The sequence below is a fragment of the Azospirillum doebereinerae genome (genome assembly GCF_003989665.1).
Taxonomy (GTDB): Bacteria; Pseudomonadota; Alphaproteobacteria; order Azospirillales; family Azospirillaceae; genus Azospirillum; species Azospirillum doebereinerae.
On record NZ_RZIJ01000021.1, the window covers coordinates 76,283 to 95,337 of the forward strand.

18 protein-coding genes are annotated in these 19,055 nt (G+C 69.0%); 10 read left to right on the top strand and 8 right to left on the bottom strand.

Annotation, left to right across the window (positions count from 1 at the left end; translation table 11 throughout):
* From EJ913_RS22900 to EJ913_RS22910, 3 genes are all read right to left on the bottom strand, one after another.
* Entirely contained in the window at positions 1 to 1,269 is a 1,269-nt protein-coding gene (locus EJ913_RS22900; protein ID WP_211099026.1) for an acyclic terpene utilization AtuA family protein, read from the bottom strand.
* A gap of 232 nt (positions 1,270 to 1,501) precedes the next feature.
* A complete protein-coding gene (locus EJ913_RS22905; RefSeq protein WP_127002241.1) occupies positions 1,502 to 2,422 on the bottom strand; it encodes a LysR substrate-binding domain-containing protein in 921 nt (306 codons plus the stop codon).
* 87 nt (positions 2,423 to 2,509) lie between these two features.
* The gene (locus tag EJ913_RS22910) at positions 2,510 to 3,406 is read right to left on the bottom strand and encodes a LysR family transcriptional regulator (RefSeq protein ID WP_127002243.1); all 897 of its coding nucleotides are present in this window, start codon (positions 3,404 to 3,406) and stop codon (positions 2,510 to 2,512) included.
* Between the two features lie 154 nt (positions 3,407 to 3,560).
* On the opposite strand from EJ913_RS22910, the gene EJ913_RS22915 reads away from it, so the two are divergent.
* Positions 3,561 to 4,844, top strand: a complete 1,284-nt coding sequence (locus tag EJ913_RS22915; protein WP_127002245.1) for an NAD(P)/FAD-dependent oxidoreductase — start codon at positions 3,561 to 3,563, stop codon at positions 4,842 to 4,844.
* Between the two features lie 21 nt (positions 4,845 to 4,865).
* Here the strand turns inward: EJ913_RS22915 and EJ913_RS22920 are convergent, their stop codons facing one another.
* Entirely contained in the window at positions 4,866 to 5,771 is a 906-nt protein-coding gene (locus tag EJ913_RS22920) for a LysR substrate-binding domain-containing protein (protein ID WP_127002247.1), read from the bottom strand.
* 134 nt (positions 5,772 to 5,905) lie between these two features.
* Between EJ913_RS22920 and EJ913_RS22925 the strand changes: the two genes are divergently transcribed.
* The 8 genes from EJ913_RS22925 (at position 5,906) to EJ913_RS33095 (ending at position 12,351) form a co-directional block, all read left to right on the top strand.
* On the top strand, positions 5,906 to 6,751 hold the full coding sequence (locus EJ913_RS22925) for a transporter substrate-binding domain-containing protein (protein WP_127002249.1): 846 nt from the start codon (positions 5,906 to 5,908) through the stop codon (positions 6,749 to 6,751).
* A 48-nt stretch (positions 6,752 to 6,799) separates the two neighbouring features.
* Positions 6,800 to 7,993: an alpha-hydroxy acid oxidase gene (locus EJ913_RS22930; protein WP_127002251.1), complete on the top strand. Its 1,194-nt coding sequence runs from the start codon at positions 6,800 to 6,802 to the stop codon at positions 7,991 to 7,993.
* 45 nt (positions 7,994 to 8,038) lie between these two features.
* The gene (locus EJ913_RS22935; protein WP_127002253.1) at positions 8,039 to 8,746 is read left to right on the top strand and encodes an amino acid ABC transporter permease; all 708 of its coding nucleotides are present in this window, start codon (positions 8,039 to 8,041) and stop codon (positions 8,744 to 8,746) included.
* 5 nt (positions 8,747 to 8,751) lie between these two features.
* Positions 8,752 to 9,552 carry an amino acid ABC transporter permease gene (locus EJ913_RS22940; protein ID WP_127002255.1) on the top strand — a complete coding sequence of 267 codons (801 nt, stop codon included), beginning with the start codon at positions 8,752 to 8,754 and terminating at the stop codon, positions 9,550 to 9,552.
* Complete coding sequence (locus EJ913_RS22945; RefSeq protein ID WP_127002257.1) at positions 9,549 to 10,304, top strand: amino acid ABC transporter ATP-binding protein; 756 nt, start codon at positions 9,549 to 9,551, stop codon at positions 10,302 to 10,304. The genes EJ913_RS22940 and EJ913_RS22945 overlap by 4 nt, the downstream gene beginning before the upstream one ends.
* Positions 10,305 to 10,341: 37 nt before the next feature.
* Positions 10,342 to 11,367: a C-terminal binding protein gene (locus EJ913_RS22950; protein WP_127002259.1), complete on the top strand. Its 1,026-nt coding sequence runs from the start codon at positions 10,342 to 10,344 to the stop codon at positions 11,365 to 11,367.
* Between the two features lie 43 nt (positions 11,368 to 11,410).
* Positions 11,411 to 12,064: an RraA family protein gene (locus EJ913_RS22955; RefSeq protein WP_127002261.1), complete on the top strand. Its 654-nt coding sequence runs from the start codon at positions 11,411 to 11,413 to the stop codon at positions 12,062 to 12,064.
* A gap of 152 nt (positions 12,065 to 12,216) precedes the next feature.
* Positions 12,217 to 12,351, top strand: coding sequence for a hypothetical protein (locus EJ913_RS33095; protein ID WP_280531391.1), 135 nt, complete (start codon positions 12,217 to 12,219; stop codon positions 12,349 to 12,351).
* On the opposite strand, the gene EJ913_RS22960 is transcribed toward EJ913_RS33095, so the two are convergent.
* Positions 12,323 to 13,465: a cysteine desulfurase family protein gene (locus EJ913_RS22960; protein WP_127002263.1), complete on the bottom strand. Its 1,143-nt coding sequence runs from the start codon at positions 13,463 to 13,465 to the stop codon at positions 12,323 to 12,325. The two genes, EJ913_RS33095 and EJ913_RS22960, sit on opposite strands and share 29 nt — an antisense overlap.
* An 86-nt stretch (positions 13,466 to 13,551) precedes the next feature.
* Between EJ913_RS22960 and EJ913_RS22965 the strand changes: the two genes are divergently transcribed.
* Positions 13,552 to 14,265: a glutathione S-transferase gene (locus EJ913_RS22965; RefSeq protein WP_127002265.1), complete on the top strand. Its 714-nt coding sequence runs from the start codon at positions 13,552 to 13,554 to the stop codon at positions 14,263 to 14,265.
* Here EJ913_RS22965 and xdhC read toward each other — a convergent pair.
* Genes xdhC through xdhA form a run of 3 tightly spaced genes read right to left on the bottom strand, consistent with a single transcriptional unit; the run spans position 14,244 to position 18,920 of the window.
* Positions 14,244 to 15,074 carry a xanthine dehydrogenase accessory protein XdhC gene (gene xdhC / locus EJ913_RS22970; protein WP_127002267.1) on the bottom strand — a complete coding sequence of 277 codons (831 nt, stop codon included), beginning with the start codon at positions 15,072 to 15,074 and terminating at the stop codon, positions 14,244 to 14,246. The two genes, EJ913_RS22965 and xdhC, sit on opposite strands and share 22 nt — an antisense overlap.
* The gene (gene xdhB / locus EJ913_RS22975) at positions 15,074 to 17,455 is read right to left on the bottom strand and encodes a xanthine dehydrogenase molybdopterin binding subunit (RefSeq protein WP_127002269.1); all 2,382 of its coding nucleotides are present in this window, start codon (positions 17,453 to 17,455) and stop codon (positions 15,074 to 15,076) included. Before xdhB ends, xdhC begins: the two co-directional genes overlap by 1 nt.
* The gene (xdhA, locus tag EJ913_RS22980; RefSeq protein ID WP_127002271.1) at positions 17,448 to 18,920 is read right to left on the bottom strand and encodes a xanthine dehydrogenase small subunit; all 1,473 of its coding nucleotides are present in this window, start codon (positions 18,918 to 18,920) and stop codon (positions 17,448 to 17,450) included. The genes xdhB and xdhA overlap by 8 nt, the downstream gene beginning before the upstream one ends.
* Positions 18,921 to 19,055 lie beyond the last annotated feature (135 nt).

Here is a 19,055-nt window from a genome sequence, read left to right on the forward strand (position 1 = left end):
TCACAGATCCTCATAGCGGACGGGGAAAAGCTCGGTCGGCGTGTCGACCTTCATCAGGTGGTAGGCGCTGAACTCGTAGACCGGCCCCAGATCCAGATCCGAGGGCGAATACGGGAAGGCAAGGTTGCCGGACGTGTTGATGATGCCGGGGTAGTGATAATGCAGCATCGCGCCGCTGATTTGATGACAGGCCGCATGCGCCAGTTCCTGGTCGGCGGCCGTCACCTCGATCACGAGGCCGATCTCGCGCTGGAGCGCCGTTTCCGGCTCCAACTCCTTCATCACACCGTTGCCGCCGTAGACATGAAAGACCACGCTGAGCGAGGCCGGGGCGAAATAATCCAAGGCCTTCCGGCGGACGTCGTCCAGGATCGCGTCGAGCGCCCGGATCGTGGTCGGGCAGCGGATGCCGGCGATCGCGATGGACCGGTAGCCAGCAAGCCTCGCTCCCTCCAGCTTCACGTAATAATCGGCCGTCTCCGTCAGCCTGGCGCCACGCACCCGGACCTGACGCTCCCCGACCTGCTCGAAGGAACAGCCGGACAGGTCGATCTCGTGGCCGGGTCCGGATTGCTTGAAGGGGTTCTCACGCTCGTACAACGAATGGGCGGCAACGGATTTGACCGAGGCGCGCCGTGCCGTGCTGCCGGGCTCCAGCAGGAAGCTGTCCTCGTGGACCGTGCCGAGCATCACGTCCATGGCGAAGGGCTCGGCCGAGAACGCGCCGCATTCGAGGATCTTTCCCATATGGATCGCCAAGGCTGGATCCGCCCCGCGCCAGATCGGGAAGGCGGCGATCACCGAATCGTCGCAGGCCCGGCCGGCGATGACGACATCCGCGCCGCCGTCGAGCGCCGCGCAGATCGGCTCGTGCCCCATCTGCGCGACCAGCGTCACGGTCTCGTCCAGAAGCTTTTCGGTCAGCGGGCTGCCGGCCTCGAAATCGACGATCTCGCCGGCCGCGACGGCCCGCTTGGCCCGCTCAATCGGAATGTCCGAACGGATGGTCGCCAGCTTGAAGTTCAGGTTCTGCTCGCGGGCGATCTCGCGGACCAGTTGGGCGGTCCGTTCGACCTGAACCCCCGACCCGGCACCGCCGACGCTGCCGACGATGACCGGAATGCCGGCGTGCCGGCCGGCGCGGATGAGAGCGGTCAGTTCCCGCTTGATGCTGACGTCCGACACCAGCGGTTTGCCGGAGCCGAGGTAATGCGGCCCCGGATCGGTCGATCCGGCGTCCACCGCGATGACGGCCGGTCCAAGCGCCATGCCACGGGCCAAAGCCTCGTCACCAAAACCGTATCCAAGCGTTCCTGTCGGGGTGAGCACTGTAATCGCGGCCATCATCCACCTCGAATCATCGAAGGTCAGGACATCCGGCACCAAGGCTCCGCCTGTGCCAGTGTCCGTTCACTGTGGTCGAATTGAGGGCTTGCCCACCGTCATCGTCAAATCGCTTATGGCCGCTCAGCCATAACCAAAGGATATGCCTGCCGACACCCTATTCCGGAGCACCGATCCGTTCCGCAAGCTCCACGATCCTGGCCGTGAGACGGGTGCGGACATGCGCGATCAGAGCCTGCGAGGCCAGCGCGGTCTCACGGAAGCTCGGCGTGACGACCCAGATGTCGTAGGCAATCCGTGGCCGGAAAGGGCGAACGACAAGCTGGGCCGGGGCGAAGTCAACCGTGCTCAGCGGGTCCACGACCGCGACGCCGATGCCAGAGGCCACGAAGGAGCAGCAGGCCTCGGTCAACTGCGCCTTCAGGACGATGTCGCGCACGGCACCACAATCGGAAAAGGCTTGGTCAACCTTGAGCTGGGCCCGGTCCTCCTCGGCCATCGCGACAAAGCGTTCGCCGTGGAGATCCCCAGCCTCGATTACCGGGCGGGCGGCCAGCCTGTGGCCAGCCGGAAGAACACAGACCGCATCCATCGAGCACAGCTTCTCGAAGTGGACGCCGGGACGCTCGGAGGCGAGCATTCCAAAACCGACATCGACCCCCTGCGAGGCGACCCGGTCGACGAGAAGCCAGGAATTGCGGCTCGACATCGTCACCCGCAGTCCAGGCTTCGATCCAAGGAATTCAGCCAGGATCGGCGGCAGAATGCGGGTTGCGAGCGACGGAAAGGCGACGATCTCGATCTCGCCATAATCGAACTGCCGGATGGCCCGCGCCCGCGCCGACACGGAATCGACGCCGAGAAAGACCCGTTCGACTTCGGAATAGAGCATTTCCCCTTCCGCGGTCGGGATGACGCCGTTCTTCTGCCGGTGAAACAGAGCGAAGCCGCAGTTGCGCTCCAGAAGGAGAATCAGCTTGCTGACCGCGGGCTGGGACAAATGCAGCCTTTCGCCCGCCCGCGTGAAGCTTCCCAATTCGACGATGGCCTTGAATGCCTCGAGCTGCCGGATGTTCATAACCCCAGGTTATCGTGGATCGGGGCACGGCACGAGGGGTTCCCGTTCTGAGACCGTGCCTTCATTCCGCTGGGGAATGGGATGCCGCTATCGGTCATGCGCGGTCTCCTCCAGCAGCCAGTCCCGGAAGGCGACCAGCGGAGGGTACAGGGCACGGTCGGCGGGCCAGACGAGGTAATAGGCCTCGGCGCTCTTCATCGGCAGATCGAGGGCTTTCACGAGTGTGCCGGCGCGCAGTTCGTCCTCGATCAGGAACTGGGGCAGCAGGGCGACCCCCACCCCGGCCGCCGCCGCCTGGGCCGCCGTGGCGAACTGATCGAACAGCATGCCGTGCACGGCGTGGGCGTCGGCGCCGTGCAGCGTCAGCCAGCGCTCCCAGGCGTCGGGGCGCGTCGTGAGGTGCAACAGCGGCGCCCTCCTGAGGTCGCCGGCCTCCTGGAAGCCGTGGCGGTCCCGAAGCTCCGGACCGCAAGCGGGCACCACCGTTTCCGAACGCAGCAGGGCGCACTCCGCCCCGGACCAATCGGCGGTGCCGAAATGGATGGCGGCGTCGATCGGTTCGAGCCGGAAATCGAAATGCGACAGCCGGGTCATCAGGTTGATCGTGATGCCGGGATTGCCCGCGATGAATTTCGGCAGCCGGGGCGCCAGCCAGCGGGTCCCGAAGGTCGGCAGGATGGCCAGCGTCAGGGTGCCGCCGAACGGGTTGGCGCGCAGGTTCAGCGACGCCGTGCTGATCTTGCGCAGGGCGTCGCGGATTTCGCGGGCGTAGCCGATCCCCCCGGCGGTCAGCCGGATGGTCTGGCGCTCCCGATGGAAAAGCTCGACCTCCAACTGCTCCTCCAAGGCCCGAATCTGCCGGCTCACGGCGCTTTGGGTCAGGGACAACTCGCGCGCGGCCGCCGTCACGCTGCCGGTCCGCGCCGCCGCCTCGAAGGCGGAGAGCAGGGCGAGCGAGGGCAGAAAACGGCGGGGACCCTGCATGTCAGTCTCCAGGCGAATGACCTCGTGCACAAAGATCGCTTGGCGGCCCGGTTCTGCGCAAGCCAGTCTGGCGGGACGTCGCGCGATTCCGGCGTCGAACGGTGGCCGGCGCGGCCCCGCAGGGATTTTTGTACAGGCAGGGAGACCCGTTGGCATGTTGAACGATCCGCGCTCTCACGGGCTTTGGGAATTGACCGCGCCGCCCGCGCCCCCGACCGCCGCCCTGGCTGGATCGCAGCGGGCCGACGTGGTCGTCGTGGGGGGCGGCTACACCGGCCTTTCGGCGGCGCTGCATCTGGCCGAAGGCGGCGCCGACGTGGCGGTGTTGGAGGCGGTGGATCTCGGATTCGGCGGCGCGGGCCGCAACGTCGGTCTGGTGAACGCCGGCATGTGGGTCATGCCCGAATCCCTGGTCGAGGTGCTGGGACCCGATTACGGCGAACGCCTGCTGGACTTCCTCGGGAACGCGCCGAGGGCCGTGTTCGACCTGATCGAGCGGCACGGCATCGCCTGCGAGGCCGAGACGAGCGGCACGATCCATTGCGCCGTCGGCCCCAAGGGCCTGCGCGAGTTGGAGGACCGCGCGGCGCAGTGGCAGCGCCGTGGCGCGCCGGTGGAGCTGTTGAGCGCGGCGCAGACGGCGGAGAAGGTCGGGACGTCGGCCTACGCCGGCGGGCTGCTCGACCGTCGCGCCGGCACCATCCAGCCGCTTGCCTACGCCCGTGGTCTCGCCCACGCGGCGGTGTCGGCCGGCGCCCGGATCTTCACCGGCAGCCCGGTGCTCTCCACCGAGGAGTCCGGGGGGCGGTGGACGGTGCGCACCCCCGCCGGGTCGGTGTCCGCCGACTGGATCGTCGTCGCGACGGACGCCTATTCGAGCGGGCCGTGGGCGCGCGTCCGGGAGGAACAGGTGCATCTGCCCTATTTCAACTTCGCGACCGAGCCGTTGAGCGAGGCCGCGCGGTCCGCGATCCTCCCCGAACGGCAGGGCGTGTGGGACACGAGGGACGTGCTCAGCTCGTTCCGCTTCGACCGGGCCGGGCGCTTGGTGTTCGGCAGCGTCGGCGCGTTGAAGGGCGTCGGGGCGGCGGTGCACCGGGCCTGGGCGAAGCGCGCGCTCAAGCGGCTGTTTCCCCACCTGGGCGACGTGCGGTTCGAGGCGGAATGGTATGGCCTGATCGGCATGACGAGCGACAACCTGCCGCGCTTCCACAAGCTGGACCGGAACGTCCTGTCCTTCTGCGGCTACAACGGGCGGGGCATCGCGCCGGGCACCGTGTTCGGCCGCGCGCTGGCGGCCCACATCCTCGGGCAGGTCAAGGAACAGGATCTGCCGCTTCCGCTGTCGGTGCCGGCCACCCCCCCGTTCCGGGCCGCCAAGGAAGCCTATTACGAGGTGGGCGCGCAGCTCGCCCATCTGGTCGATTCGCGCCTGTAGGGGGTTGGGCTGGGGCGGCGGTCAGGCCGCGTTCAGGGTCGACGCGAACAGGTCGAGCCGCTCCAGCGTGAACGAGACGAAACTGTCGACCAGATTGAACGACCGCGCCGCCTTCGGCCGGATGAGCCAGATGTCGAACTCGACGGCGGGCTCGAACCGGCGGACGACGATGCGCGGGTCGTCGTTGTTGAAGGCGCTGATCGGATCGACGACGGCGACCCCGGCCTTGGCCGCGACGAAGGAAAAGGCGGTCTCCGATTGGCCGGCTTCGATCCGGCTGCGCCGCGCCACCTTCAATTCGTCGAACACCCGGTCGATCATGAAGCGCGAATGGTCCTGGGGGCCGAGCGAGACGAAATCCTCGTCGGCGAGGTCGTGGGCGTGGATGGTGCGCCGGTCGGCCAGATGATGCCCCGCCGGCAGGATGCAGACCCCGCGCAAACGGTGCAGATGCGCGCTGATCACCTCGGGACGGTCGCCCGGCAGGATGCTCAGGCCGAAATCCACATGCTGGGCGGCGACGGCGTCGATCAGGCTGCGTGAGCGCATGCTTTCCAGACGGAAGCGCGTGTCGGGATGCGCCTCGCAGAAGCTCCACACGATCTCGGGCAGCACCCGCCGGGCGATGGCGGGAAAGGCGCCGAGGCTGACCGACCCCCAGTTCTGGTCGCGCAGCGCCGTCGCCACCCGCGCGATCTGGCCGACGCCGATGAACATCCGCTGCACTTCGTTGTAGAGCGCTTCGGCCTCGCGGGTCGGCGTGATCTTGCTGCCCTGCCGGTTGAACAGGCGGAAGCCGCAGCTGCGCTCGAATTGCGCGATTAGCTGGCTGACGGCGGGTTGCGAGATGCTCAGCCGTTCCCCCGCACGCGTCACGCTGCCGCTGGCCATCACCGCCTGGAAGGCTTCGATCTGTCGGACGTTCATCGGAATCGGCCATAAGTTCAGCTTATTGTCAGGGGCAAATTATCTATTATGACATTATGAAAGACAACGCGATCATAGGCTTCGAAGCGCCGATCCCATCGATTTTTCGTGCGCTCAAGCAAAGGGGGATCTCCATGACGCCTCGTTTCGCCAAGCCGCTTGCCCTCCTCTCCGTCCTGGCCGCCGGGCTTGCCGTCTGCACGGGCGCACAGGCCGACCAGTTCGACCGCGTCAAGCAGCGCGGCAAGCTGATCGCCGGCATTCGGAACGATTACGTGCCCTTCGGCTTCCTCGACCAGAAGGGCGAACTGACCGGCTTCGAGATCGATCTCGCCCGGGCCGTCGCCAAGGACATGTTCGGCTCGGAGACCGCGATCGAGCTGGTGCCGGTCGTCGCCTCGAACCGCATCGAGCTGCTGAACGCCGGGCGCATCGACGTGATCTTCGCGACGCTGGGCAAGACGGCCGAGCGGGAAAAGGTCATCGACTACACGGCCGAATACTATCTGATGGCCGGGATGGTGCTGCTGGCGCCGAAAGCGGCCGAGTACAAGTCCTGGGACGACGTCAAGGGCCACAAGATCTGCGGCAGCCAGGGCAACGTCTACAACCGGACGCTGATCGAGAAATACGGCGCCGATCTGGTCCTGTTCACCGGGACCTCGGAGATTTACAAGGCGTTCCAGGACAACCGCTGCGACGCCATCGCCTATGACGGCCCCAACCTGCACATGAAGGTGACCGAGGAGGGCTGGAGCGACAAGTACAAGATCGCGCTCGACACCTTCGACTACATCCCCATCGGCGGCGGCGTCCGCAAGAACGAGCCGGCCTTCCTGAACGCCGTCAACAAGGCGATCATCCGCGCCGAGGCGTCGGGTCTGATGGCCGAGGGCGAGAAGAAGTACAAGCTCGGCGTCAGCGACTACGTGACCAAGCGGGCCGCCGACGCGAAGGTGAAGGCCGCCGCGGCGAATTGAGCCGCGCAGGAAGGACGGCCACGTCCTTCGCGTGATCGGAAAGAGACCATGCACAAGATCGAGGTCACGTCACGGCGACCGCCCCGGCTGGTGGAGCAGGCCCTGTGCCTGAACGACTTCGAGCCGCTCGCCGAACGGAAACTGCCACGGGCGATCTTCAAATACGTCGCCGGCCACGCCGAGGACGGCGCGACGCACCGCCGGAACCTGAAGAGCTTCGCCGAGCGGTCCTTCATCCCCAACGTCCTGGTCGACGTCTCCAAGACGGACGCCGCGACCCGCATCTTCGGGGTCGATTACGCCAGCCCCTTCGGCATCGCCCCCATGGGGTTCAGCCGGCTGGTGGCGCCGGATTGCGACGTGCTCTTCGCGCAGGAGGCGGCGCGGGCGCGGCTTCCGTTCATCCTGAGCGGGGCCTCCCTGACCCGGCTGGAGGAGGTGCGGCAAGCGGGGGCGACGAGCTGGTTCCAGGCCTACATTCCGGGCGACGAGACGCGCATCCTTCCGCTGGTCGAGCGGGTGGAGCGGGCGGGGTTCGACACGCTGGTGGTGACCGTCGACACGGCGGTGCATGGCCAGCACGAACTCGCCGCGCGTCACGGCTTCCGCTCGCCGGTGCGGCCGAGCGCCGATCTGGCGTGGCAGGGGGTGACGCGGCCGGTCTGGCTGTGGCGCGTGCTGCTGCGCAGCCTGCTGACGCGCAACGCGCCGCATTTCGAGAACATGGACGCGGAGCGGGGGCCGCCGGTGTTCTCCCGGACGCTCGTCCGCGACATCGGCCTGCGGTCGAGCCTGTCCTGGAGACACATTGAACGGCTTCGGCAGCGCTGGAAGGGCAGGCTCGTCCTCAAGGGGGTGATGTCGGCCCCGGACGCGCGGATGGCCGAGAAGATCGGCGTGGACGGCGTCATCGTCTCCAACCACGGCGGCCGACAGATCGACTGCGCCCAAGGCTCGCTCGACCTGCTGGAGCGCATCGCCGATCAGGTCGACCGCCTGACCGTGATGTTCGACGGCGGCGTCCGGCGGGGCAGCGACGTCCTGAAGGCGGTCAAGCTCGGCGCGCAGTTGGTCTTCGTCGGGCGGCCGTTCCTGCTGGCGGCGGCGGCCGGCGACCGGGTGGGTGTGGAGCACGCCATCGCCCTGATGAAGGACGAGATCACCCGGACCATGGCGCTGCTGGGCATCAACCGGCTCGACGAGTTCGAGGCCATCCCCCTCATCCGCGACGGCCGGGGCTGAACGCATGCGGACATCCGTTCGACACTCCATGGCGGGAGCGCCGGCATGACGCTCGATTTCAGCTGGCTGCTCGACCCGCTCTATCAGAAATGGCTGCTGCGCGGGATCGGCACGACGATGCTGCTCAGCCTGCTCGGCATGGTGCTGATGTTCGTCATCGGCATCGCCGGCGCCGCCCTCCTTCATCTCAAGGTGCGGTTCCTGCAATCGCCGGTCACGATCTTCGTCGAGCTGTTCCGCAACACGCCGCCGCTCGTCCAGCTGTTCTTCCTGTACTTCATGCTGTCCGAGATCGGCCTGACGCTCACCGATCCGGTGACGGGCGGCCGGATCCCGCTGTTCACCGGCTTCACCTGCGTGGTGCTCTCGCTTGGCCTCTACAACGGGGCCATCGCGGTCGAGATCATCCGCTCCGGCCTGCTGGCCGTGCCGGCCCAGACCGTCGAGGGCGCCCGCTCGCTCGGCTATTCCCGCCTGCAGACCTTCCGTTACGTCGAACTGCCCATCGGCCTCAGGATGAGCATCCCGCCCATGACAAGCAACATCGTCAGCCTGATCAAGACCTCGTCCCAGGCCGTGCTGGTGGCCGTGGCGGACATCATGTACGGCGCGACGCAGATCATGCTGGAGACGTTCCGCAATCTGGAGGTCATGCTGCTGATCTGGGTCATCTACCTCGCGATCGCCAGTCTTGCGGTGCTGGTGGTGCGGCGGATCGCCGCCGCCTTCCGCATCCCCGGCTACGGATCGTGACGGCCATGAACGCGGAGCTCAAGCTGTTCGCCCTTGGCACCGTCGGCGTCACGCTGGTCCTCGCGGCGCTGCTCGTCACCGTCTACGGCGCGGAGACCGGGCGCGTCCTCCAGGCGCTGGCCGCGCGGACGCCGCTGCTGCTGAGCGGTTCCCCGGACTTCAGCCGCTTCGAGGGCGGCTTCGCCGCCAACATCGTCATCAGCATCTGGGCGATGGCCATCGCCGCCGTCGCCGGCACGGCGCTCGGCGTCGGGATGATCTCGCAGTCCTTCCTGATCCGGACGCCGTCCGTCCTGGTCATGAACGTGCTGCGCAACTCGCCCTGGCTCGTCGTGCTCTACGCGATGCTCTACCTGCTGCCGTTCGAGATCGAGGCCTTCGGCTCCGTCTTTTCGTTCTCGCCGATGATCAAGGCGATCATCGGGCTGGCGCTGCCGGTGACGGCCAACGTCGCCGAGGTGTTTCGCGGCGGCGTCGAGGCCGTCCCGACCGGCCAATGGGAATCGGCCCGCTCGCTGGGGTACCGCCGGCTCCAGATCCTGCGCCGCGTCGTGGTGCCGCAGGCGATCCAGTTCATGACACCGAATCTGATGACGACCTACGCCATGCTGTTCATCGGCACCAGCCTGGTCGTGGTGACGGGGGCCGACGACGTGCTCTCGGTCGCCCGCACCGTCATCGCCAGCGACGGCGCGCATTACGCCACGGCGATCTACCTCTACGTGCTGTTCCTCTTCTTCATCTTCTGCTTTCCGATCGCCATCCTGACGCGTTGGCTGGAGCAACGGGTGCGAGTTCGCCAATGACAGATCATCAGCAATCCGCCCCGCTCATCGAGATGCGGGACGTCCACAAATCCTTCGGCTCCACCGCGGTCCTCAAGGGCGTGTCGCTGTCCGTCCGCGATGGGGGTGTGGTGTGCATCATCGGGCCGTCCGGCTCGGGCAAATCGACGATCCTGCGCTGCATCAACGGCCTGATGACGATCGACAAGGGGACGATCCGCGTCGGCTCCTTCGCGGTCGAGACGCTGAAGAGCGACAAGCAGCTGGTCCCGCTGCGGCACCAGGTCGCCATGGTCTTCCAGCAATACAACCTTTTCCCGCACCGCACGGTGTTGCAGAACCTGACCATGGCGCCGGTCCAGGTGCTGGGCGAGAACCCGGCCGCCGTGCGCGAACGGGCGCTGGCCCTGCTCGCCAAGGTGCGGCTGACGGGAAAGCAGCACGCCTACCCCGGCGAACTCTCCGGCGGCCAGCAGCAGCGAGTCGCCATCGCCCGCGCGCTGGCCATGCAGCCCAAGGTGATCCTGTTCGACGAGGTCACCGCCGCGCTCGACCCCGAGATGGTCAGCGAGGTCCTGAACGTCATCCGCGATCTGGCGCGCGAGGGCATGACCTGCGTGCTGGTCACGCACGAGATGCGCTTCGCCCAGGAGGTCGCGGACGAGGTCTTCTTCACCGACCGGGGCGTGATCGTCGAGCACGGCCCGCCCGCCACGATCTTCCAGAATCCGACCGACCCACGGCTGAAAGCCTTCCTCGACAAGGTCCTGTGAGGGCCATCCGGAAAAGGCCATTCCAGCAAGGAACGCCATGACACACCCTCTCAAAATCCTGGTCCCCGACGCCCATCTCCGCGATCTCGACGTCGAGCGCGGCGTGTCGGGCGACCGGCTCGACTATCTTGTGTTCGACGAGACCGACCCGGCGGCCATTCCGGACGAGGCTTGGCGCTCCTGCGACGCGATCCTGGTCTGGCACCGCATGCGGATCACGCCGGAGGTCGTCGCGAAGCTCGACCGCTGCCGCCTGATCGTGCGGGTCGGCGTCGGCTTCGACAACGTCGACAGCGCGGCGTGCCGGGCGCGCGGCATTCCGGTCTCCAACGTGCCGAACTACGGCACGTCGGAGGTGGCCGACCACGCCCTGGCCATGCTGCTGCACCTCGTGCGCGGGCTCGGATCCTACGAGGCGCGGCTGAAGGCCGACCTCGCGGCCGGTTTCCTGGCGGAGGACGTTCCCGTGGTGCGCCGGATCCGGGGCGCCACTTTCGGCGCCATCGGCATGGGGCGCATCGGCACCGCGATCATGCGCCGCGCCGCCGCCTTCGACATGACGGTGATCTATGTCGACCCCTATCTCCCGGAGGGCCATGAACTGGGCCTGGGGATCGAGCGGGTGAAGACCCTGCCGGAGTTGCTGTCGCGCTCCGACGTCGTCAGCGTGCACGTGCCGTTGTCGGAGAAGACCCGCAACCTCATCGGCAAGCCGGAGCTGGCGGCGATGAAGCCCGGCGGCATCCTGCTCAACATCGCCCGCGGCGGCCTCGTCGACGTGGGCGCGGTCCACGACGCGCTCAAGAGCGGGCATCTCGCCGCGGCCGGCCTGGACGTGCTGCCCAAGGAGCCGCCCGTGCCGCCGCCGCCGCTGATCGCGGCTTGGCAGGCGGAGGAGCCCTGGCTCGCCGGCCGTCTCGTCGTGACCCCGCACGCCGCCTTCTATTCCGAGGCCGGCTATCGCGACATGCGCACCTTCTCCGCCGAAATCCTGCTCGACTTCCTCTTCGAGGGACGGCTGCGGAACAACGTCAACCCAGGCTGGGACGCGAAGGCTTCCTGAGAAGCCCGCCGGATCCCAAACCCTCCAGCATCAGGAACGAGCCATGGCCTTCCAGCAGCACGACACCCAGTTCAGGGTCCTGAGCGACGAGGAGCTCGACGCGTGGCGGGCGATCCCGCCGGCCGTCGCCTCGGACTGCATGAACCGCACCCAAGTGATGAACGCCGCGATCAAGCCGATCCGGGACGGCCAGATCCTGTGCGGGCAGGCCCGAACGGTGACGACCATGGTCGGCGATTGCGGCCCGATCTGCGCCCTCATCAGCAACGCCCGGCCCGGCGAGATCGTGATGGTCGATGCCGGCGGGGTCGAGGACACGGCGGTCTGGGGCGGCGTCATGGCGGAGGAGGCCATCCACCGCAAGCTGGGCGGCGCCGTTGTCGACGGCGCCATCCGCGACGTCGCCGACATGCGCAAGGCCGGCTTCACGATGTTCTGCCGCTCGGTGGTGCCGCGCGGGCCGCATCACGGCTTCGGCGGCATCATCGACGGAACGGTGTCGGTGGCCGGCGTCCCGGTGCGCTCCGGCGACATCGTGCTGGGCAACGACGACGGCGTGGTCGTCGTTCCCCTGGAGCAGGCCGCCACGGTGCTGGCGGCCGCGCAGGCCCATCTGCTCAAGGAGGAAGGCTGGATCCGGGACATCCGGGCCGGTGTGCCGATTCCCAAGATGTTCGAAATGCCGAGCGCCAAGTGAAGATAGCGAGAGACGCTGGTGCATGAATCGGTCTGAGGGCTTCCTCCGCCACTTCAGCCATTGACAGCAACCTGCGCCAGCAGACAGCGGCGGACGGCACCGCGTCCCGCATTTGGAACACCGCCCTGGTCCATGGCGCGGGAAACATCGCCTTGTCGCTGAACCTGCGGCGGTCCTGGATGGAGGGCGAGCCGGTCGCCGCCCTGTACCAGGCCGACGCCAACATCGCGTCCTCCGGTGGCGCGCCCGAGGCCAGGGTCACGATGGGTAAACGCCGGCTGTTCTGACCGCCGCGATCAACCGAGCGGCGGCCTCTTCCACCTCCTCCGGGCGGGTGGTGCGGCCTAGACCGAACCGCAGGCTTGCGTGCGCGTCCGAGGCCGAACGGCCCATGGCCAGCAGGACGGGCGATGGTCCAGCCCGATCGCCCCGGCAGGCCGAACCGGTGGCGAGCGCCAGTTCCGGTAGGCCGAGCAGCAGGTCGGCGGCGTCGATGCCGGGAATCGTGACGTTCAGGCAGCCGGCCAGCCCATCCGCCGCGCCGTTGCGCCGAATGCCCGGCAGCACCCCGGACAGCGTGGTCCACAGCCGGTCGCGCAAGCCGGCCATCCGGCGCCCGTCCTCCTCCGCCCGCCCACGGGCCAGCCGGCAGGCGGCGCCCAGCCCGACGCAGAGCGGCGTCGGCAGGGTTCCCGGACGCCGGCCGCGCTGCTGGCCCCCGCCTTGCGACGGCGGGACGAGCCGCACCCCCTCGCGCACCACCAGCGCGCCGATGCCCATCGGGCCGTTCAGCTTGTGCCCGGACAGACTCAGCAGATCGAGGTCCAGCGCGGGCATGACGATGGCGCGCGTGCCCAACGCCTGCACCGCGTCGCTGTGGACGAGGGCGCGATGCCGCCGCGCGAGGGCGGCGACGGCAGCCAGCGGCTGGACGGTGCCGACCTCGTTGTTCGCGGCCATGACGGAGACGAGCGACGGGGACGGACCGGCGGTTCCCGTCAGCGCCGCGTCCAGCGCCGCGAGGTCGATGCTCCCCTCGCCGTCCACCGCGACGGTCGCGGTCCTGTGCCCGCGACGGCGCAACTCCGGCAGGCATTCCATCACGCTGGCGTGCTCCACCGCCGAGACGACGCAGGCGCCGCCCGGCGGCATCGCGCCGAGCAGGGCCAGCGTGTTGGCCTCCGTCGCGCCGGAGGTGAAGACCACCGCGCCCGGCCGCGCGCCGACCAGGGCGGCGATCTCGGCCCGCGCCTCCTCGATAGCGTCGGCGGCGCGCCAGCCGGCGGCGTGGGCGGCGTGCGGGTTGCCGACCGCGCCCGGCGCCCACCACGGCAGCATCGCCTCGAACACCAGCGGGTCGAGCGGGGTGGAGGCGAGATGGTCGAGGTAGAGGAGCGGCATGGACGGCGTCACATTCGGCGGTTCGCAATGTTAGGCTTCCTCAAGGGTGGCCGGTCCGCCGGCCGGAACCAAGAGGGGTTTTCTCGATGTACGAGCTTTATTACTGGCCGGAGATCCAGGGGCGCGGCGAGTATGTCCGCCTCGCGCTGGAGGCTGGCGGCGCCGCCTACCGCGACGTGGCGCGGGAAAAGGACGGGACGGACGCGATGATGCGCCTGCTCGAATCGCCGGAGGTCGTCGCCCCGCCCTTCGCGCCACCCTTCCTGAAGGATGGCAAGATCCTGGTCGGGCAGGTCGCCGCCATCCTCCAGCATGTCGGACCGGCCATCGGGCTGGCGCCCAAGGACGCGGCGGCCGCGCTGTGGCTGCACCAGATCCAGTTGACCGTCACCGACTTCGTCGCGGAGATCCACGACACCCACCACCCCATCGGCAACCGCTTCTACTACGAGGAGCAGAAGCCGGAGGCGAAACGGCGCGCCGCCGTGTTCCGCGAGGACCGCATCCCGAAATTCATGGGCTGGTTCGAGACCATCCTGTCGCGCAACCCGGCGGGATCCCACCACCTCGTCGGCGACCGGCTGAGCTACGCCGACACCTCCTTGTTCCAACTGGTGGAAGGGCTGCGCTACGCCTTCCCCAAGGCCATGAGGAAGAGCGAGGGCGACTGGCCCAAGGCGGTGGCGCTGCACGACCGGGTCGCCGCCCTGCCGAGGATCGCCGAGTATTGCCGGTCGGAGCGCCGCATCCCCTTCAACGAGAACGGCATCTTCCGCGCTTACCCGGAACTGGACGGCTGAGGGGGGCGGGCGAAGGCCACCAGCACCTCCGCCGCCACCACGGCGGCGATCACCTCCGGGCGCTTGTCACCGGTCAGGGCCGCACCGATCGGGCAGGTCAGTCGGGCCAGGGCAGCGGCGTCGCGGCCCCGCGCGCCGTACCAGCGCTCGAAGCGGGCGCGCTTGGTGGCCGACCCGATCATCCCGGCGTAGGCGGCGTCGCTCCGGCGCAGCACCGCTTCCGCGATGTCGAAGTCCAGGGCGTGGCTGTGGGTCAGCACCAGATAGCCGGCCCCGGCGGGCGCCGCCGCGACATGGTCGAGCGGGCTGCCGGTGACGATCCGCTCGACCCCCGGCGGGATCGTCGCGGGGAACTCCTGCGCGCGCTCGTCGAGCCACAGCAGGCGCAGCGGCAACGGCGCGAAGGCCGCCGCCATCGCCCGGCCGACATGCCCGGCGCCGAACAGCAGCAGGGCCGGCCGGGCCGCCGCCTCGGCCCGCTCCCGCGCCGCAAGGCCCGCCACCGTGGCGTCGTTGGCCGTCTCCAGACGCAGCACGACATGGCCGCCGCAGCATTGCCCGGTCGCCGGCCCCAGCGGCAGGTCCAGCAGGGTCTCGGACGGCCCCTCATCCAGCATCCGCCGCGCCGTCTCCACCGCGATCCATTCCAGCCGGCCGCCGCCGACCGTGCCGGCGGTGGCATCCCGCCCGACCAGCATCCCGGCCCCAGCCTCGCGCGGGGTCGAACCGCGCGCCTCGTCGACGGTGACCAGCACGGCCGGCTCCCCCCGGCCGAGCCAACCGGCCAGCAGGATGGACAGCGCGTCCATCAGAAGCCGGCTTGGTTGGGGGCGGCTTGGCGGGCGCGCTCGCGCAGGGCGCCGATGGTGGCCAGCACCCGTTCCGGCGTGGCCGGCGCGTCGAGCCGGGGGCAGAAGCGGTGCCCCGCCACGCTGGCGACGGCGTCGGACAGCGCGTGCAGCACCGAGACCCCCAGCATGAAGGGCGGCTCGCCCACCGCCTTGGAGCGGAAGATGGTGTCCTCGCGGTTGGGCGCGTTCTCCAGCAGATGGACGTTGAAAATCTTCGGGCGGTCGCCGCAGGCCGGGATCTTGTAGGTGCTGGGGGCGTGGGTGCGCAGGCGGCCCGCCGCGTCCCACCACAACTCCTCCGTGGTCAGCCAGCCCATGCCCTGGACGAAGCCGCCCTCGATCTGCCCCTTGTCGATGACCGGGTTCAGCGAGCGCCCGCAATCGTGCAGGATGTCGACCCGATCCACCACGTATTCGCCGGTCAGCGTGTCCACCGTGACCTCGCTGCACGCCGCGCCGTAGGCGAAGTAATAGAAGGGCGTGCCCCGCCCCGCCACGCGGTCCCAATGGATCTTCGGCGTCTTGTAGAAGCCGGTCGCCGACAGTTGCACCCGCGCCATGTAGGCGGCGCGGATCAGGCTGGCGAAGCTCATCTCCCGCTCGCCGACCCGGACGCGGTTGCGCTGGAACACGACCTCGCCGGGCGCCACGCTCCAATGGTTGGCGGCAAACGCGACCAGCCGTTCCTTGATGGCGCGGGCGGCGTTCTGGGCGGCCTTGCCGTTCAGGTCGCTGCCCGACGACGCCGCCGTCGCCGAGGTGTTGGGCACCTTGCCGGTGTTGGTCGCGGTCGGGCGGACATGCGCGATGTCGACCTGGAACTCCTCCGCCACCACCTGGGCGACCTTGGTGTAGAGCCCCTGCCCCATCTCGGTGCCGCCGTGGTTCACCTGGACGCTGCCGTCGGTGTAGACGTGGACCAGCGCGCCCGCCTGGTTGAACTGGGTGGCGGTGAAGGAGATGCCGAACTTCACCGGCGTCAGCGCCAGCCCCTTGCGCAGGATGCGGCTGCCGGCGTTGTGCGCGCGAATCGCGGCACGGCGCTCCCAATAGCCGCAGCTCCCCTCAAGCCCGGCCACCAGTTCGGGGAGGATGTTGTTCTCGACCGTCTGGTGGTAGGGGGTGACGTTGCGGTCGGTGGTTCCGTAGAAGTTGCGCTTGCGGATCTCCAGCGGATCCTTGCCCAGCGCGAAGGCGATCTCGTCGATGATCCGCTCGGCGGCGATCACGCCCTGGGGGCCGCCGAAGCCGCGGAAGGCGGTGTTCGACACCGTGTTTGTCTTCAGCGGCAGCGATTCCAGCCGGGCGTCGGCGTAGTGGTAGCCGTTGTCGGCGTGGAACAGCGCGCGGTCGGTCACCGGGCCGGACAGGTCGGCGGCGTAGCCGGCGCGCGCGGCGAACAGCATGTCCACCCCGTCGATCCGCCCGTCGCCGTCGAAGCCGACGGTGTAGTCGATCTCGAAATCGTGGCGCTTGCCGGTGATCTGGAAATCGTCGTCGCGGTCGGGGCGCAGCTTGGCGGCGCGGCCGGTCTTCTTGGCGACCAGCGCAGCGCAGGCGGCGAACAGGTTGGCCTGGGTCTCCTTGCCGCCGAAACCGCCGCCCATGCGCCGCACCTCCACCGTCACCGCGCCGTCCGGCACGTCGAGGACATGGGCGACGATGTGCTGGACCTCGCTGGGGTGCTGGGTGGAGACGTGGACGAGCACCTCCTCGTCCTCCCCCGGCACGGCCATGGCGATCTGGCTTTCCAGGTAGAAATGCTCCTGCCCGCCCACCGCCAGCCGGCCCGAGACCCGGTGCGGCGCGCGCTCCAGCGCGGCGGCGGCGTCGCCGATGCGCAGCGTCATCGGCGCGACGACCAGCTTGCGCTCCCCGTCGCGGGCGGCGGCGATGGACAGGATCGCGGGCAGATCCTCGTAGACCAGCTCGGCCAGCGTCGCGGCACGGCGGGCCTGGGCGCGCGTCTCGGCGGCGACGGCGAAGAGCGGCTGGCCGACATGCTGGACCAGCGTGGTGGCGAACATCGGCTCGTCGTGCAGGCCGACGGCGCCGATGTCGTTCTCGCCGGGCACGTCGGCGGCGGTGAGGACGGCGACGACGCCGGGGGCGGCGCGCACCTTGTCCAGATCCATCGAGACGACGCGGGCGCGCGCGCGGGCGCTCAAGCCCAGATAGACGTGCAGCAGCCCGGCCGGCTCGGGGATGTCGTCGACATAGACCGCCTCGCCGCTGACGTGCTTGTGCGCGCTCTCGTGGCGGCGGGAGTCGTGGACGGCGCCGTCGATGCGGTCGGATGGGGTGAGGGCGGGAATCGTGGGGATCGTCGCGTCAGGCATGGGCCAGCCTCCGGTCGCCGACCAGACGCGTGGCGGCGTCCGGGTCGGTGGTCTCGACATGCAGCCTCATCAGCAAATTCGCGGCCACCTCCGACCGGTAGCCGGCGCTGGCCCGCCAATCCGACAGCGGCGTGAAATCGGCCTTCAGCGCGGCCATGCCGGCCAACACGGTCTCCTCGGTCCAGGGCTGGCCGAGCAGCGCCGCTTCGGCGCCCGCCGCCCGCTTGGGCGTCCCGGCCATGCCGCCGAAGGCGATGCGGATGTCGGCGACCGTACCGTCCGCGTCCAGCGTCAGGCGGAAGGCGCCGCAGACGGCGGAGATGTCCTGGTCGAAGCGCTTGGTGATCTTGTAGGCACGGAAGCGCGCGCCGGGCGCCGGTTTGGGCAGGAGGATGCGCTCCACGAACTCGCCCGGCCGGCGGTCCTGCTTGCCGTAGGCGATGAAGAAATCCTCCAGCGGCAGCACGCGGGTCTCCTCGCCCCGCCGAAGCTGGACCGAGGCCCCGGCGGCGATCAGGGCCGGAGGGGTGTCGCCGATGGGAGAGCCGTTGGCGACGTTGCCGCCGATGGTCCCCATGTTGCGCACCTGCTCGGCACCGATGCGACGGATCAGCTCCCCGAAATCGGGGTAGAGCGCGGCGATGGCGGGGGCGGCCTCGCTGTAGGTCGCGCCGGCCCCGATCGCCAGCGCGTCGCCCCGATCCTCGATGCGGCGCAGGTCGCGGATGCGGCCCGTGTGGATCACCGTGGACAGCACGCGCTGGAACTTCGTCACCCACAGCCCGACATCGGTCGAGCCGGCGACGATGGTCGCGTCGGGATGGGCCAGGAGCAGTTCGGCCAACTGCGGCACGGTGGCGGGGGCAAGGAAGCGGCGGCCGTCCCGCCCGACGCTCAGGATCGCGTCGTCGGCCAGCGCCTTCAGCGCGGCGGCGGTGGCGGCGCGGTCGTTGAAGCGGTCGGCCGCCCGGTCGCCCAGATCGTACATGGCGCGCCCGGCCGCGACGATGGGCGCGTAGCCGGTGCAGCGGCACAGGTTGCCGGCCAACACGTCGTCGATCCGCTGCGCATCCGGCCGGTCCTCGTTCAGGTACAGCGCGAACAGCGACATGACGAAGCCCGGCGTGCAGAAGCCGCATTGCGAGCCGTGGCTGTCCACCATGGCCTGCTGCACCGGGTGCAGGCCGCCGTCGGGCGCCTTCAGATGCTCGATGGTCAGCAGCCGGCAACCGTCCAGCGTGGGCAGGAAGCGGATGCAGGCGTTCACCGCCTCGTAACGCACCCCATCGCCGTCGAGCCGGCCGACCACCACCGTGCAGGCCCCGCAATCGCCCTCCGCGCATCCCTCCTTGGTGCCGACGCGCCGTTCGGACAGCCGCAGCCAGTCCAGAACGGTCATCGTCGGATCGACGTCGCGGATCTCCCGCAACTCGTCTCCCAGGTAGAAGCGGAGGCTTTCGCGCATGGGTCAACCCGATGGTTCGTTGTGGACGCTGCGGATGGCTTGGCAAACGGTCGAGTGGAATACTCCACCACCGTTCACACTCTCACCAGACCGGGGCCGGTGAAAAGACTTTCAAACGATCCGCGAAGGTCCTCC

Coding starts and splice junctions, on each gene's coding strand:
- EJ913_RS22925 (WP_127002249.1), top strand. CDS start 5,906: ATGACGCCTCGTTTCGCCAAGCCGCTTGCCCTCCTCTCCGTCCTGGCC.
- EJ913_RS22960 (WP_127002263.1), bottom strand. CDS start 13,465: ATGCCGCTCCTCTACCTCGACCATCTCGCCTCCACCCCGCTCGACCCG.
- EJ913_RS22940 (WP_127002255.1), top strand. CDS start 8,752: ATGAACGCGGAGCTCAAGCTGTTCGCCCTTGGCACCGTCGGCGTCACG.
- EJ913_RS22935 (WP_127002253.1), top strand. CDS start 8,039: ATGACGCTCGATTTCAGCTGGCTGCTCGACCCGCTCTATCAGAAATGG.
- EJ913_RS22955 (WP_127002261.1), top strand. CDS start 11,411: ATGGCCTTCCAGCAGCACGACACCCAGTTCAGGGTCCTGAGCGACGAG.
- EJ913_RS22920 (WP_127002247.1), bottom strand. CDS start 5,771: ATGAACGTCCGACAGATCGAAGCCTTCCAGGCGGTGATGGCCAGCGGC.
- EJ913_RS22950 (WP_127002259.1), top strand. CDS start 10,342: ATGACACACCCTCTCAAAATCCTGGTCCCCGACGCCCATCTCCGCGAT.
- EJ913_RS22965 (WP_127002265.1), top strand. CDS start 13,552: ATGTACGAGCTTTATTACTGGCCGGAGATCCAGGGGCGCGGCGAGTAT.
- EJ913_RS22945 (WP_127002257.1), top strand. CDS start 9,549: ATGACAGATCATCAGCAATCCGCCCCGCTCATCGAGATGCGGGACGTC.
- EJ913_RS22900 (WP_211099026.1), bottom strand. CDS start 1,269: ATGGCGCTTGGACCGGCCGTCATCGCGGTGGACGCCGGATCGACCGAT.
- EJ913_RS22930 (WP_127002251.1), top strand. CDS start 6,800: ATGCACAAGATCGAGGTCACGTCACGGCGACCGCCCCGGCTGGTGGAG.
- EJ913_RS22915 (WP_127002245.1), top strand. CDS start 3,561: ATGTTGAACGATCCGCGCTCTCACGGGCTTTGGGAATTGACCGCGCCG.
- EJ913_RS22905 (WP_127002241.1), bottom strand. CDS start 2,422: ATGAACATCCGGCAGCTCGAGGCATTCAAGGCCATCGTCGAATTGGGA.
- xdhB (WP_127002269.1), bottom strand. CDS start 17,455: ATGCCTGACGCGACGATCCCCACGATTCCCGCCCTCACCCCATCCGAC.
- xdhC (WP_127002267.1), bottom strand. CDS start 15,074: ATGGACGCGCTGTCCATCCTGCTGGCCGGTTGGCTCGGCCGGGGGGAG.
- xdhA (WP_127002271.1), bottom strand. CDS start 18,920: ATGCGCGAAAGCCTCCGCTTCTACCTGGGAGACGAGTTGCGGGAGATC.
- EJ913_RS22910 (WP_127002243.1), bottom strand. CDS start 3,406: ATGCAGGGTCCCCGCCGTTTTCTGCCCTCGCTCGCCCTGCTCTCCGCC.